Here is a 14,908-nt window from a genome sequence, read left to right as displayed (position 1 = left end):
TACAATTATGCAACGCAAAAAAATAAGTATCCTTGTAATATCGTTAATCTGTGTAACAGCAGGCATTATCAGTGCTTGCGTGACTGCGCCAAAAGCTGCAAAACCAACACATTATGCATGCGATCGCGGTACTAGTTTTAGCGTCACGTATACAGAAAAAGGCTTTACTACGGTGCGTGGTGGTAGAAATAGCATGCCTAAATATGAAGTTAAAAATGTTGCCGCCAATGTTACATTGGCAGACGAAACATTAATCACTTTACCTGTGCAAAAAACAGCTTCTGGCTTTATGTATAGCAATGGCAGACACACGTTCAGAGGCGAAGGAAGTGAAGCGATGTGGTCTGTGGGCAGAATGCTTGCAGAGCGCTGTGAGATTAAAGCTAGTTAAGATTAAAAATTAGCTGAAGTTAAATATATATGAGATTACAAGTTAGCTTAAGTTAAAAATTAGGTTTATTTGAGTGTTAAGTATTGCGATGATTTAGTCAGCATTAATGCAGCAATTTTAGTGATATTTAAGTGTTAAGTTGATCTGATTTTGCTGAAAACTTAACCCACTATTTATGCTAAAAAAACATTTTTGCATTTAAAAAGCCGTCTTGTAATTATTTCCAAAAAATTCCAGCATCATAAACTCTTCTAGGCCAGCGTTGTCTTCTGGCCTTGCAGACATCACAATCGTGCGATTCATGCGATGTGATTCCCAGTTAAAATCGCCCTGATAATGTTGTCGAATCAGTGCAATCATTTTTTTGATCATCATCAAGCGCACGTCTTGGCCTGACTTTGCCTGTACTTCAAAAAACTCTTTTCTTGCACTACTAAAATTGTTTGTCCAACCGTTAAATGTAAATTTGGCGGTGCGTGATAATGTATTCATTTCGGTTATTTCAAAAATACCATTTACGCCTGTTTGAAAATTACGCTTTATATTCTCATCTCGTTTTTGCTCTGCAGTCGGACCTAATTCACGCGCCGTTGCTTCTGCATTCTGGCGCGCCGCGTCTGATTCTTGCGCCGCACGTTTTGAGCGTTGTTGATTCACATACGCCATCATATCCACTGGCGCCTCATCTGGTGGCGCTTCAGTTGGCGTCGATTCTTTCGGAATGCTCAAATTCGGTGGTACTTTTTCTGGCGCAGGTTCTTTTGTTGCTAAAACATCGGGCACTTTAAATGCGGGCTTTTTAACGGGTTTGTTCGCTTTTTGTGTGATGACTTTTGGCTTAGGTTTTGGCTCAGGTACCACTTCAACTGGCGTAGATGGCGTTTCTACTGGATTCTCAGCCACTTTTTTTTCTGGTGTCGGCGGTGCCAAGCTCACTTCTAACTCACGCGCTGGCAATTCTGCTTTTTCTGGCTCAAATTTCGGCATGGCGAAAAACGCGACAAACGCATGAATCAACAAAGAAATGATGACTGCAATAAGCGTGTTACGGCTAAATTGAATGCGAAAAACCTTGTCACCGCGCGGTTTTTGCAAAAAATCATCAATGCTATTGTCGAAATTATTATCTAAATTGTTCATTAACTAAATTGTTTAATTAAAAGCATCAGCCCATATCTGCCCAGATTTTATCTATCCGCTTAACTGAGATAGGCATTGGCGTTTTGAGTTCTTGCGCAAACAATGAAACACGCAACTCTTCTATTAACCAGCGAAAATCGTGTAAATCTTGTGATACTTCACGATTTTCCTGCTGATACTGATTTATTTTATCTTGCCACTTTTGCCAGATTAACCCCACGCTAGCGGCATTTTTACCATCGCGATCCGGCGCGGATGGCTGTTTTTCAATACGTAAGCGCAAGGCTTTTAAATAACGCGGCACGTGCTGCAAATACTCCCACGGCGTTTGGGTAAAAGTCTTTTTATAGACCAGTAAAGCCAACTGTTGTTCTAAATCGCGCTTTAATCGATTCACTGTTGTAGGCATTTTGGCCTGCGCAATGGTTAGCAGCTGATACTCAGTCGCAATTGCTTGCGCCTGCCTTGCAATCGCTTGCGTCACCGCTGGCAGACGTGTGCGGGCGCGTTGTTTCAGTGTCATAAAATCTGCATTGGTACGCGGCAAATCATCCTCGCCAATAAAAGCGCGGTCTGCAATGGCCGCTACCAACTCTTCACGCAACTCTTCGGGCGACATGATATTTCTTAAAGTAAGTGCATATTGGTTAAAATTGGGCAGGCTTTTTTCTAGCTGCTTAACCTGTTCTTTTAACTCAAAACGCATCAATCGGCAAATACCTTTACGGTGATTTACATGTGCTGCATATTCTGTATCAAACAACTTAACCGCAATACTATCGCCATTATCTTCAAGCGCAGGATAGCCAGTCACTTTCAGGCCATCGCGCTCGAAAGATAGTTTTTCAGGCAGATCGCCAAAATCCCACTGTTTTAAACCTGTTTTTTCAATATCAGGCAGCGTATTTCTAAAGGTTAATTGCGCGGCTGAACCCAATTGTTTTTTCAGCGCATTCCAATCGCGACCCATTGCCAATTCACGCCCTGCATCATCCACCACACTAAAATTCATCAATAGATGCGCTGGCGTTTCCTCGACCCAATCGTCAATACCAATCTTAAGTGTTGTCACATGCTGAATATGCGCGGCAAGCGCTTGCTTGATGGGTGCTTCGCCAATGTTATTTTTGTCTAAAAACACAGTCACAAATTCTGGCACTGGTACACAAACGCGGCGGAATGTTTTCGGTAACGCTTTAACCAAATAAGTCAGTTTTTCACGCAACATGCCTGGCACTAGCCATTCCGTTTGTGTTGGATTTAACTGATTCAGCAAGGCCAGCGGAATCGTGGCAGTTACGCCGTCCAAAATATGACTTGGTTCAAAGCGATATTTAAGCGTGATTTCCACACCGTCTAGCGTAATTTTTTCTGGAAATTGCACGGCAGTAATCGCATCCGCGCCGTGACGCATCAAATCATCACGGGTTAAATACAATAACTTGGGATTAAGCTTTTCTGCGCTCTCACGCCATTTTTCAAAAGTGGCTGCCTGAAAGATATCCGCAGGGATTTTTGCATCATAAAACGCAAATAGTTGATGCTCATCTACCAACACATCTTGGCGACGTGCTTTGTGTTCTAACTCTTCTACTTCTGCGATCAAACGCTCATTGGCTCTAAAGAATGCCGCTTTTGTATCAAACTCACCATTTGCCAACGCTTCACGAATAAATATCTCGCGCGATTCTGTCGCGTTAATCGGCCCATAATGCACGCGACGTTTCGGGATAATGGTTAAACCGTATAAAGAAACGCGTTCCCAAGCGTTAACCATGCCCGTTTTTCTATCCCAACGCGGGTCGGTATATTGGCTTTCGGTTAACCCTCTGGCTAGCGGCTCAATCCAATCTGGTTCTATTTTAGCCACGCAGCGCGCGTATAACTTGGTGGTATCCACCAACTCAGCCGCAATCACCCATTTCGGACGTGTCTTTTTAAGTGTAGAGCCTGGCGCAACATGGAAACGAATGCCACGCGCGCCTGAATAGGTGTCATTATCACCATCTTTAAAACCGATATTGCCTAATAAACCTGCCAATAACGATTTGTGAATCTGCTCAAACTTTTCTTTATCTTGGGCCTCTTTTTCATTAAGCTTAAAATCCATCTCAAGCACAATTTCCAATAGTTGCCTATGCAGTTCACGCCATTCTTTTAAACGTAGAAATGACAAGAAATTAGTGTGGCATTGATTAAGTAAATCTTTATTGGATTTTTTGTTTTTCAATGCGCTATCAAAGAAATCCCAAAGCTTGAGATAGCTCATAAAATCTGAGCCTTCACCAGCGAATTTGGCATGCGCATTATCTGCCGCTTCACGTTTATCCATCGGCCGTTCGCGTGGATCTTGAATACTTAACACACTGGCGATGATCAAAATCTCATTCAGGCATCCTTCTCGCTTGGCAGCTAAAATCATGCGGCCGACGCGCGGGTCGAGCGGTAATTTAGCTAGCTGCGTGCCGATTTCTGTGATTTGACGTCGCGCATCTACCGCGCCCAGTTCTTGCAATAATTGATAACCATCGGCAATTAAGCGCGAACTTGGTGCTTCAATAAACGGAAAATCCACTACATCGCCTAATCGCAGCGCGGCCATGCGCAAAATAACGCTGGCCAGCGAACTACGCAAAATCTCTGGTTCGGTAAATTCAGGGCGACCGTCAAAATCTTGCTCAGAATAAAGTCGCACGCAAATACCATTAGATACACGACCGCAACGCCCTGCGCGTTGTTTCGCTGCCGCTTGGCTAATCTTTTCGATTTGCAATTGTTCCACTTTTGCGCGCGAACTATATCGGCTCATCCGTGCTAAACCCGCATCAATCACATATTTAATGCCAGGCACTGTGAGTGAAGTTTCTGCCACATTGGTTGCCAATACGATTCTACGTGAACTATGGTTTTTGAATATCTTTTGCTGATCCTCGATACTTAACCGTGCAAATAAGGGCAAAACTTCGATATGTTTCAGTTTGGCAGAACGGCCTTGATATTTACGTAAATGTTCGGCAGTATCGCGAATCTCGCGTTCACCTGGTAAAAACACCAGAATATCGCCATCACCTTGCCGCAATAAATCATCTGCGGCATCTAAAATCGCTTCTTCAATCGCCTCTTCTTCGTCATCTTCTTCCAACCAACGCGCTTCGGTTTTGGCTTTACGTGGAATGCCTAATAAGTTTTCAGTTGTAAATCCGGCTTCATCATCTAAATCGAATGCATCATCTGCCTCGATTTCCTTCGCGCGAAAACCTGCTTTACCAAGTGGCCTGTAACGAATCTCAACTGGATAGGTGCGACCAGAAACCTCAATCACTGGTGCGCCATTAAAGTGGTTTGAAAATCTATCCGCATCAATCGTGGCAGAAGTGACGATGACTTTTAAATCGGGGCGTTTTGGTAATAACTGTTTCAGATAGCCCAGCAGAAAGTCAATATTCAAGCTACGCTCATGCGCCTCATCAATAATGATGGTGTCATAAGCGTTAAGAAAGCGGTCACCTTGCGTTTCAGCCAGCAGAATACCGTCCGTCATCAGCTTGATATAGCTAGACTCTGAAAGCTTATCGTTAAAGCGCACTTTATAGCCAACCACCTCGCCCAACGGACTTTGTAGTTCTTGTGCAATACGCGAAGCGACCGAACGTGCAGCAATACGCCGCGGTTGCGTATGACCAATTAAACCAGAAACACCGCGGCCGAGTTCTAAGCAGATTTTAGGCAATTGTGTGGTTTTACCAGAACCTGTTTCGCCACACACAATCACCACTTGATTGTTTTTAATGGCAGTTGCGATTTCATCGCGGCGTGATGAAATGGGTAGTTCAAGCGAGTATTCTGGCTTGGGTAAATTAGTTAAACGTAAAGCAAACTTAGCCTGTGAATGACGTATCTTGTGGGCAATCTCATTCAGCGCTTTTTCAGCGTTCTTGTTTTGTTGCAATAACGTTTTTGCTTGATTCAGACGATTTTTTAGAGAAAATCGATCTGCCAACATACAGCTATTTAACTGACTGACTAAATGGGTAATTAGGCTTTGTGGATTCTGCATTTTCGCCTATTTTACCACGCTAGCTATGCGTGGTTTAGCTCAAAGCCTATTCTTAAAGCGTTTTATGTACAAAAGCAGTATTAGAACTTGCATAAAAAAAGCGCGCTCCAATATTAATTGGAAACGCGCTAGAAGGGACAGCTAGAGAGTTCTTAAATAATCACTTTAATAATGTCTAGGACTTTTTGCGACGTGAAGCAGCCGCAATCAAACCTAAGCCTGCTAATAACATCGCATAAGATTCTGGTTCTGGAACAGGTGCGGCTACTAAATTGACGTTATCTAACCATAGTGCAGATGTCGCGTTGTAATCAGTTAAATCCACCACACCAAAAGCCAATGTAATGGATGATGCTGTGGCAAAAGTTTGGCTAAACAAACCTGCACCTGTTGATAATGCGTAAGGCACAGAAGCGATTGTTGCATTGGAAGCACTGGCTAATTTTGTTAATACGCCATTAACAGAAATAAAAGCATAATCGCTGCCTGCATTCGTTTCGTTGGTAAAGAAATTCCAGTTAAAGCTTAGTGTATCGCCCGCATTCACATTAAAAGTTTGTTTTAAAATTGAGCCTTCGTAAGCAAAATCTGGTGTATCTAATGCGCCAGCGCTTAAACCAGCAAACGCTTCGAATCCGCCAGCAGCAATATCGGCAGCCGCGTTACCAGATGCATTGAATGTACCAGCCGCTTCTGGAAAGTCATCTTCATAAAGCGTTGATGCGGTTGTCATTAAGATAGAACCCGATTGCACGGCAACATCACCCAACGTGCTCCAACCAGTTAATCCTTGGCTAAAACTACCATTTGTTACTGCTGCCATTGCGTTGCCTGCAAACACTAAACTTAATGCTGCTGCAATCAAGCTCGTTTTAATCATTTTTTGCACTTTCATTTGAAAAATCCTTTTTTAATTAATGAATTTATTACTGATATTTTTCTGGTATTTTTAAAGACCCAGATCACGTGCTGGTACGATTTGCTTAGCTGTTAAGCCTTTAAGTGTCACTAACGGGCGGAATGTTGCTGGGCCTGCCGTACCGTCTGTATCAATTTGCACACTGACACCACCAGACACATCTACTAAACGCACATAGCCATCCGCAACTGCTTGCGTTCCGTTGTAGCCAACGCTACTTAGCAAGGCATTTAATTTGATGGTGTCGGCATAAGGCGTAAAGTCGGTGATTACGTCGCCTGCATCGCGAATATTTTGGTATACGAATACATCGCCACCCGCGCCACCAGTTAAAGTATCAGCGCCTGCGCCGCCAATAATAATGTCATCGCCATTTGTACCAACCAAAACATCACGTCCAGCTGTGCCTGTTTTAGTGACCCCAGCGACTGCAACTACTGCTGCCGCCACATCAATCAAACGACCATGTAAATCGAACGCGTTTTCTATACCGTATAAGTTAGCAGTAATTTCGTCGCCATCGGCTGCATCCACACGACCTAAACCGCCAGCAGCTTTTGGTGTTTGAATATAATTAGCCAACGCTTCTTGATAAGTAATAGTGAATGGATTGTTTTCAAACAGCACGTTATTTGCTACAAACGGATAAGCATCGCCGCCCGCCGCAGTGAAATCGATGGTGGTAAATGAGAATGTGCGTGTTGTACTCACCACAGCACCGTTATCAATTAATACCGTGCCATCATCTAAAACTACGCGCAAGATTCGATTACCAGTGCCTAATGTCGTGCGTGCTGTGTTATTACTTTTGTAAGTAACTTTCATACCAGAAACTTGCGCATAACGGCCATTTGCCGCGCCAGACGGGCTTGTTGCACCATACGCATGTTCTAATACATCCTTAAGTTGCGTAGCGTTCATGCTTAACGCGACTTTTACCAAGTTGGTAAAAGGTAATACGTTAAATGTGTCGCCGACAGAAACATTGCCAGGGCCTGCGATATTGGTGCGGATACCGCCACCGTTTTGAATCGCCACATCGCTGCCGCCAGCAAAACGCATGGCATCAGCCACCAAATTGCCTAAACCTGTTTCAGCATTGCGCACACCAGCAATGTAGTTACCATTTGTGCCAGCAACGTGCGTTGGGCCATTTAAAGCAACTGCGGTTGTACCGATAATCTGTGCATTCAAAGCCGCAATGTAATCACGCACAGGCACAACCACTTGTGTGTTCAATGTTGCATCACCTGTTACTTTGTCTGCATCTGTTGCGGCACCTGTCACGCGAATCATGCGTGTCGAATCAATACTGGTTAATGCGCCTGTATTGTCATCAATGGTCAGATTCACTTCGCCCACATAACGGTTACCAAAGTGACCAGTTAAAATCGCCACTTGCTTTGCATCTGCGCTGGTTGCATAAATAGGATGCGTATTAAATGATGGTGCAACGCCGCCGTTAATCAATAAATCATCTGGATCAACCATTAACTCGTGACCGCCGCCAGAAATCACTAAATCTACGCCGGTTAAGCCTGGAATCATCAAGCTGCGTTCATTATTGGCGTTTTGCAGATGGCTCATCACAATCACAGTGTTTACATTTTGGTTGTTACGTAAATCGTCAATTTGCGCCTGAATTAACGGCAAAATAGCTTGAATATTTTGCGCTTCAGTATTGGCTGCGTTGTAATTCAGCATGCTATTTGGCGCAGGTGAAGAAATACTTGGCAATAAAGGCGTTGTCGCCCCCACGATGCCGATTTTTTTACCGCTTAAAGTGGTGATTACTTTAGAAGGTGCTACTTTTCCACTAGCCGCTAAGGCAGTGAACTCTGGCGTGGCATTAAAATTAAGGTTAGATGATAAATAAGTCGTGTTAGAAACTTCAGCAAAACGTGCCGCGACAGTAGAACCTAAATCGAACTCATGATTGCCAAAAACCGTGGCATCAAAACCAATCTTACGCATCGCAATCGTATCGTAGAAATCCTGACCGCCATCTGCATGTGCTGTGGCGAGGTTTTTAAAGCTGGCAGTTAAGCGTGGGCCTGGCAAAAAAGCATCGCCAGCATTCAGCGTAATCACTGTTTTACCTGCTGAAGCGGCAGCTGATTTAGCGTTTGCAATCACGGTTGCAAGTCGGTCGATACCGCCATAAAAAGAAATCGCTTGTGTGCTATCGTCGCGCAAATTGCCTTGCGCAGAAAGTAACCAACTTTCTTGGTCACCCACGTGCAAAACGGTTACATTTTCTGCATAAGCTGGTAATGCAAACAGTGCGGCCACCAGCAATGTGACCTGTTTTATTTTTAACATTATCTTTCCCTAAAGTTATTGATTAAATTGAATAAGCGTTACAGCGTGTTTTGCTTTTTTACTAACCCGTACTTTAGTGATGCAATATGGCGTGCCTAGTGTTTTGCATGGCCCATACGGACTAGATTAGCCGGCTTAAATATGACGCTTGAAATGAAAAAACCCTTGCTTTTGGCAAGGGCTTTTAAATATTGCGTTAATCAAATCATTAACACAGTGAATGACTTAAACAGATTGACGGCGACGTGCCATAAAACCGATCAAACCTAAACCTGCTAATAACATGGCAGCTGATTCTGGCTCTGGTACTGCCGCAACTGCTGCACCTGAAACCGTCACTGCATCAAAACGCCATGTACCGCCGGCGTAAGCACTGGTTGAGCGAGATGCTACGTAACTAGTCGTTGTTGGTGCAAATGTTGCCACTACTCGGAAAGCAAAACTGGCATTATTGTCTGCGCCAGCAATGGATGACAAATCAACTGAACGATTGAACCAAGTATCGCCGCCATTGCCATCGAATAATGCAAAGTCAATAAAATTGGTGCCATCTAAAGAATACTGAAATTGCTCATAGCGTGAGCTTGTATTGCTATGACGTAAATCGTAAGTCACGGTGATATCTTGAAAACCTACCGTACTTAAATTGTATTGCACACCTCTTAACTTATCTTGCGCACCTTGTGCAGCATAAGTTTCAGTCTGATAGCCGCTATTATTTGTTGCTAATGATGTATCGCTAGAACCAACGCCACTATTAAAACCTGGATTTGTTACACCATTTAAAAGGCTAATTGTGCCCGCACCGATGTTTGGTGCTGTAGTACCTGTACCAGTAGCAGCATCTGATGGCACAGAGTTAAAATTCCACTGTGTGATCGTGTCTGCGTTTGCAATGCCAGCAGCCATTAATGCTGCCGTTAATACTAATTGTTTCAATAACATTTATTTCTCCCTAATATTAAAATTAACTACTCAAAATTAAAACTAACCAAAACTTATTACCAGGCAAAATCTCTCACTACATCCAATTGATTGACGCTCAGATTTTTTAATAGAGCAATCGGGCGATAGGTTGCTGTTGCTGCACCGCTGCCATCCACATCAATCTGTACACTCACACCACCATTAATATTCACCAATTTGGCGTAACCATCAACAAATGGGTTGCTGCCTGTGTAGCCAACGCCTGCCAGTAAAGTGCTCAAATCGATACGGTCAGCATTTGGCGTAAAGTCATTCACCGTGTCCATCGCATCACGCATACTTTGATACACAATCACATCATTACCCGCACCTGTGGTAATCGTATCTGCGCCTTCACCTGCGTTAATTACATCATCACCAGCGGTGCCTGTAATCGTGTCGCGCGCCGGGCTACCGTTGATGGCTTTTTTCAGACTCAAACCAATGATGACAGGATCATGATCGGAAGCTTTATAAGGGCCATTCGTGTATAGATCTTGCGGTTTGAACTCTGTGTTGTAATCAATCACAAACGGCTCATCCGCATTGATATGCCATTGATTTGCATGAGTGATTTGCGCAGCCATACTTGCATTTGCCAAGGCATGGTCTAAATAACCAGATTCGCCATCAAACACGTACGAATAACCTTCATCACCATTAAAGCGTGCGATTTGGTCACTTAAGCCCTTGTCATTCAGCAAGGCAATCGGGTCTTCTTTACCATAAGAATTTAAATCACCAATCACCAACACGTCTGCATCATTTGCAGCAGCAATCACTTGTGGGATAAAGCCACTAGCTAAACGTATTGCCTGCTCTTGACGTTGTGCGTTGTAGCAACCTTGGCCGTCGTTTTGGTCAGCATCTACCCCACCAGCATCCCCGCAGCTTTTCGATTTAAAGTGATTCACTAGAACAGAGAATTTTTCACCATTCGCTGCAGCAAAAGTCTGCGCTAAAGTTGGGCGATTATTGATGCTGTTGGTATCTGATAATGCCGCGCCCACCAGACTTAGCTTGGCTGGTTTATAAATCATGGCAACTTTAATGGCATCAGTACCGGTGCCTGCAACTGGGTCATTTACACGCGAATATGTGCCTGCGCCCAATTTTGCATTTAAGCCATCAACCAAGTTTTGCACCGCTACTGCGCCATTACTCTGGATTTCCATTAGGCCAACTGCATCGGCATTAATAGCTGCAATCGCGTTAATGATTTTGTCGCGTTGACGCGTGAATTCAAGCGCATTATTCGCACCACGACAATTGCTGGCCGCAACGCTATTGCCCAACGAACAACCTTGGCCAGTTTGGCCGCTTGCCGTACTACCATTCACAAAAGTGGTGAAATAGTTCAGCACGTTAAAACTAGCCACCTTAATATTGCCGCCTACTGCATTTGGTACGGCAGTACGTGGATTTTCGCGACTAAACTCAGGGTTAATAGTTGGGTTAATCTTATAATCACGCGGACCTGTGCTACTGGCAGTGATTAATCCATGCTCAATCACACCTGTGACCGTCTGTACTACATCGCCTGCACGCAAGGTATTACCTTCACCAATAAACGGAATAGGATTTGGGTTTTGCGCACTGCTACCGTCATCTAAAGTAATGCGGCTACGGGCGTTTTGATCTGCTAGTTGCGCAGCTTCAAACGTATTTGGGCGGAAAATATTGCTCGGTTTTTTCAAACGACCACCTGCCGACAAACTAACTTGACCATAGCGACCTTGAAAGTAATTTTGCGAAACGGTTAATGGTGTTGTAATGCGCACCAACATACCTTCATACGCTTCCAAATCGCCTTCAGTCGTTTCTGGCAACGTAATATCAGTCGGTAACACTGGATTATTGCTGCTTAATATTTGAATATTGCTTGGGTTAACCAACTCAGTAATCGTATTAAACTCAGTCACATTGGCGTTTAAACGAATCTTGTCACCAACATTCACGCTGGCTAGCGCGCTGCTACCAAATACAAAAATACCATCTGAAGTTAATGGATTATTATCGCCAATTTCGTCTTGCAGATAGAAACCGCTTAAACCAGCAAACTTAGCTGTTACAACACCTTCAGTCGTCACGCTGCTACCGTTAAGTAGACTCACTGAAGCAACACCTAAATCGCTACCCTGAATCGTATAAATACGCGTAACGGCTGCAGCCGCCTGCACACTCACATTAACTGTGCAGCTAGCATTTTGCGCATCATTATTGGTAAAGTTAACCGTTACCGCATAGTTGCCAGCAGGCACATTTGGCGCAACGGTTAAGTTCAAACTAGCCGGTTGACCGATGGCGGAAGATTGGTTTAAAGCACTTAATTCTAAACCGGCCACTGCTGCGCTGGTCTGTGTCGCGCCATTTACAATGCCATCTGGGTCTGTTGCAGTTAAGGTTGTACTGCCGCCTGCGCCGATACTCACCGCTAAAGCAGGACAACTGGTTGTAATCGCTTGATTAACTGGATTACTACCGCCGCCGCAAACATTCAATGCAGAACTGGTATTGCGCGGCGCTGGTGCTAAAGCTGAAAAATCGCTGGCGTTATTGTTGCTATCGGTACAACCATTATTACTTCTAACCGCTGCTGTGCTGGTAGAAAGCACGCTTGCAGCCGCACCCTCAAAAAAATTCGCGTTGCCAAAGCCGATTAAATCAATGATTTTGGCTTGATCTGTTACTGAACATGCTGCAGAACCGCCATTGCAAGCCAAACCAGCCGTTGTGTTCACCAACACCACTTTGCCGTTGGTGCCAGACATGTTCACTGTGCCGCTGGCATCTGCCGTTGGCAATAAATTACCCGCTGCGCCGCCACTGGCCTGTTGCACCAAGAAATACTGACCGGCTTGCAAAGTGATATTTGGCAAGTTAATAATCGGGTTATTGCCAAAATTGCCTGTGCCTGTCGCGCTGGCATATTGCACGGAGAAGCCATTCAAGCTAATGGCTACATTACTCGCATTAAACAATTCAACGAAATCGTTGCGAAAAGGTGCGCCGGCATTACCGCCACTACCATATACTTGGCTAATCACAAGACCGTTATCAGATGCCGCCGCGGTTGCAGATGCTAACGCAATCGCCAAAGCCCCCAACGATTTATAACTGACCCATTTATATAAGTTTTTCACTATCATTTTTTCACAACGCCTGTTCTTTGATTAAAGTTGAAAAATAAGCAACATGCACAGAATGCACTTTTACGCGGCTACTTTAACAACTAAGAATGGGTGAAAAATTAAGATTAGCGCATGAGGCGTAGTCCGATTAGACTAGTTTGAAAACAGCAATTAACGAAAATTTAAGCAGAGAGTTAACACTTAAAACTAAAGCAAAAAACTTTTTAAACCTGCTTGAGTTACTTTGACTTTACTCGTTCCTGACCCTTAAAAAACTAGCAAATTTAGGCTTGCCATTTTTGGTGGTATCTTTAAAAGTATAAGTCACGGTACTGCCAATTTCGGGTGGATTTTCGCGTTGCGCGTCACTAAAACCTGTGCCCAATTTAAAGCGGATTCCTTGTGGCGTTTCGACTAGCAAGGCACCTAACTTTCCTGCATGTTTGCCTTTACCAGCCGTATGCCCAATCACTTTTGCTTCAGCGTCATATAAGGGCTTTAGTTTTAGTAATACATCACTTCGACCTGTTGTATAAACAGCATCGGCACGGTGCAGCATCAAACCTTCACCGCCATTTTTCACCACTTGTTTTAATCGCAGTTTTAGCGCACTTTCATCGTTTACGCGAAACTGGGCGACTGCATTGAGCTGCGGCAGATTGGCTTGTTTAACGATTTCTACAATCCGTTTGGCACGCGCTTCAAATGGTCCTTTTGCGTTTGGTAGTTCAAAAATTTGATAGCTGATATTTTTCCACTCCGCGTCAATCGGCTTATCTTTTCGCACTGCGCCAGAAAGTGCATCGAATTTGCCGCGCCCCATCCATAATTCGCCATCCAGCTGGATTTTAGGCAAGTCTTTGATAAACCATTCTGGCGCATTAATGATGTTGCCTTGTCGACTAATGAGTTGCTTTCCATCCCAAAAAGCGCGCACACCATCATACTTTTCGCTGATTAAATACTGTTTAACATCAACACCTTGCTGATAATTTTGCGCTAACAATAACGCAGGTATTTCTTGAGAAAACGCGTCATTAGAGAAAAACAGTGCGCATAAGAATAAGCGAAGGAGCAAATACCGACTTATTGTGCCTCGACTTAACACTTAATTTAGGCCAAAAACCGTGTTTGCAAATCTTGCAGATTAAACTCACTTAAAATCGCATTTAAGCGTTCTGTCGCATTTTTGCGTTTCTGACCCGTATATTTGGCGATAATCAACTCATTTTTCATGGAGTGTTCCCAACCAACTAATTCAGTCACCGTCACAGAATAACCTGCTGCTTCCAATTGCAAGCAACGCAGCACATTGGTGATTTGGCTGCCAAACTCGCGTGTATGGATTGGATGTCGCCAAATTTCAGAAAGTGGTGTTTTGCCAAAACTTTCATTTTTATGTTTACGCAACACCTCTGCCACTTCTGCCTGACAACATGGCACTAGCACCATATATTTAGCTTGTTTTTTTAAGCCAAACTGAATCGCATCATCAGTCGCGGTATTACAAGCGTGCAGTGCAGTCACAATATCCACAGTTTCTGGCAAGGCGTCAGAAGTGATGGATTGCTCTACGCTTAAATGCTGAAAATCCATGCGATCAAACCCGCAATCAGCCGCCAGAACTTTTGATTTTTCGACCAAATCGGCGCGCGTTTCTATACCAACCACTTGCCCTGCTGCATGCTGCTTTAACAATAAATCATACAAAATAAAACCTAAATAAGATTTGCCTGCGCCATGATCAACAATGGTGGGATTGGGATTGTTATCCAATATTTCACTCAATAATGGTGCAATAAAATTGATTAAGTGCGTCACTTGCTTGAGCTTGCGGCGACTGTCTTGATTTAGCTTACCGTCAACTGTGAGTATATGCAGCGCTTTTAGCAGCGTGATGGATTGATTAGGCTGCAGCAAGGATTTTAGATTGTCAGGATTTTGCATGCTGTCATTTTAATGCAAATGATTTGAATGACTAA

Annotated in this window: 9 protein-coding genes; 1 reads left to right on the top strand and 8 read right to left on the bottom strand. The window is 43.8% G+C overall.

The window, feature by feature from the left end; all coding sequences use genetic code 11:
* Nucleotides 1-7 precede the first annotated feature (7 nt).
* Complete coding sequence (locus METVE_RS0108760) at nucleotides 8-391, top strand: MliC family protein (protein WP_020168096.1); 384 nt, start codon at nucleotides 8-10, stop codon at nucleotides 389-391.
* Between the two features lie 198 nt (nucleotides 392-589).
* Here METVE_RS0108760 and METVE_RS0108755 read toward each other — a convergent pair whose 3' ends face one another.
* The 8 genes from METVE_RS0108755 to METVE_RS0108720 all read right to left on the bottom strand — a co-directional run bounded on the left by METVE_RS0108755 (nucleotide 590) and on the right by METVE_RS0108720 (nucleotide 14,873).
* On the bottom strand, nucleotides 590-1,531 hold the full coding sequence (locus tag METVE_RS0108755) for a hypothetical protein (RefSeq protein WP_020168095.1): 942 nt from the start codon (nucleotides 1,529-1,531) through the stop codon (nucleotides 590-592).
* A gap of 25 nt (nucleotides 1,532-1,556) precedes the next feature.
* The gene (hrpA, locus tag METVE_RS0108750) at nucleotides 1,557-5,534 is read right to left on the bottom strand and encodes an ATP-dependent RNA helicase HrpA (RefSeq protein ID WP_020184104.1); all 3,978 of its coding nucleotides are present in this window, start codon (nucleotides 5,532-5,534) and stop codon (nucleotides 1,557-1,559) included.
* A gap of 229 nt (nucleotides 5,535-5,763) precedes the next feature.
* On the bottom strand, nucleotides 5,764-6,483 hold the full coding sequence (locus METVE_RS0108745; protein ID WP_020168093.1) for a PEP-CTERM sorting domain-containing protein: 720 nt from the start codon (nucleotides 6,481-6,483) through the stop codon (nucleotides 5,764-5,766).
* 54 nt (nucleotides 6,484-6,537) lie between these two features.
* Nucleotides 6,538-8,829, bottom strand: a complete 2,292-nt coding sequence (locus METVE_RS0108740; protein WP_020168092.1) for a 5'-nucleotidase C-terminal domain-containing protein — start codon at nucleotides 8,827-8,829, stop codon at nucleotides 6,538-6,540.
* A 225-nt stretch (nucleotides 8,830-9,054) separates the two neighbouring features.
* Entirely contained in the window at nucleotides 9,055-9,774 is a 720-nt protein-coding gene (locus tag METVE_RS0108735) for a PEP-CTERM sorting domain-containing protein (RefSeq protein WP_020168091.1), read from the bottom strand.
* A gap of 56 nt (nucleotides 9,775-9,830) precedes the next feature.
* Entirely contained in the window at nucleotides 9,831-12,944 is a 3,114-nt protein-coding gene (locus METVE_RS0108730; protein ID WP_020168090.1) for an ExeM/NucH family extracellular endonuclease, read from the bottom strand.
* Between the two features lie 232 nt (nucleotides 12,945-13,176).
* Complete coding sequence (locus METVE_RS0108725; RefSeq protein WP_020168089.1) at nucleotides 13,177-14,004, bottom strand: DNA ligase; 828 nt, start codon at nucleotides 14,002-14,004, stop codon at nucleotides 13,177-13,179.
* A gap of 35 nt (nucleotides 14,005-14,039) precedes the next feature.
* Nucleotides 14,040-14,873, bottom strand: a complete 834-nt coding sequence (locus tag METVE_RS0108720; RefSeq protein WP_020168088.1) for a class I SAM-dependent methyltransferase — start codon at nucleotides 14,871-14,873, stop codon at nucleotides 14,040-14,042.
* Nucleotides 14,874-14,908 lie beyond the last annotated feature (35 nt).

The organism is Methylotenera versatilis 79, from assembly GCF_000384375.1.
Lineage (GTDB): Bacteria > Pseudomonadota > Gammaproteobacteria > Burkholderiales > Methylophilaceae > Methylotenera_A > Methylotenera_A versatilis_B.
Note: the sequence above shows the minus strand (reverse complement) of the source record. Positions and strands in the feature narration are given on the sequence as shown.

Coding starts and splice junctions, on each gene's coding strand:
- hrpA (WP_020184104.1), bottom strand. CDS start 5,534: ATGTTGGCAGATCGATTTTCTCTAAAAAATCGTCTGAATCAAGCAAAA.
- METVE_RS0108760 (WP_020168096.1), top strand. CDS start 8: ATGCAACGCAAAAAAATAAGTATCCTTGTAATATCGTTAATCTGTGTA.
- METVE_RS0108730 (WP_020168090.1), bottom strand. CDS start 12,944: ATGATAGTGAAAAACTTATATAAATGGGTCAGTTATAAATCGTTGGGG.
- METVE_RS0108720 (WP_020168088.1), bottom strand. CDS start 14,873: ATGCAAAATCCTGACAATCTAAAATCCTTGCTGCAGCCTAATCAATCC.
- METVE_RS0108740 (WP_020168092.1), bottom strand. CDS start 8,829: ATGTTAAAAATAAAACAGGTCACATTGCTGGTGGCCGCACTGTTTGCA.
- METVE_RS0108745 (WP_020168093.1), bottom strand. CDS start 6,483: ATGAAAGTGCAAAAAATGATTAAAACGAGCTTGATTGCAGCAGCATTA.
- METVE_RS0108735 (WP_020168091.1), bottom strand. CDS start 9,774: ATGTTATTGAAACAATTAGTATTAACGGCAGCATTAATGGCTGCTGGC.
- METVE_RS0108755 (WP_020168095.1), bottom strand. CDS start 1,531: ATGAACAATTTAGATAATAATTTCGACAATAGCATTGATGATTTTTTG.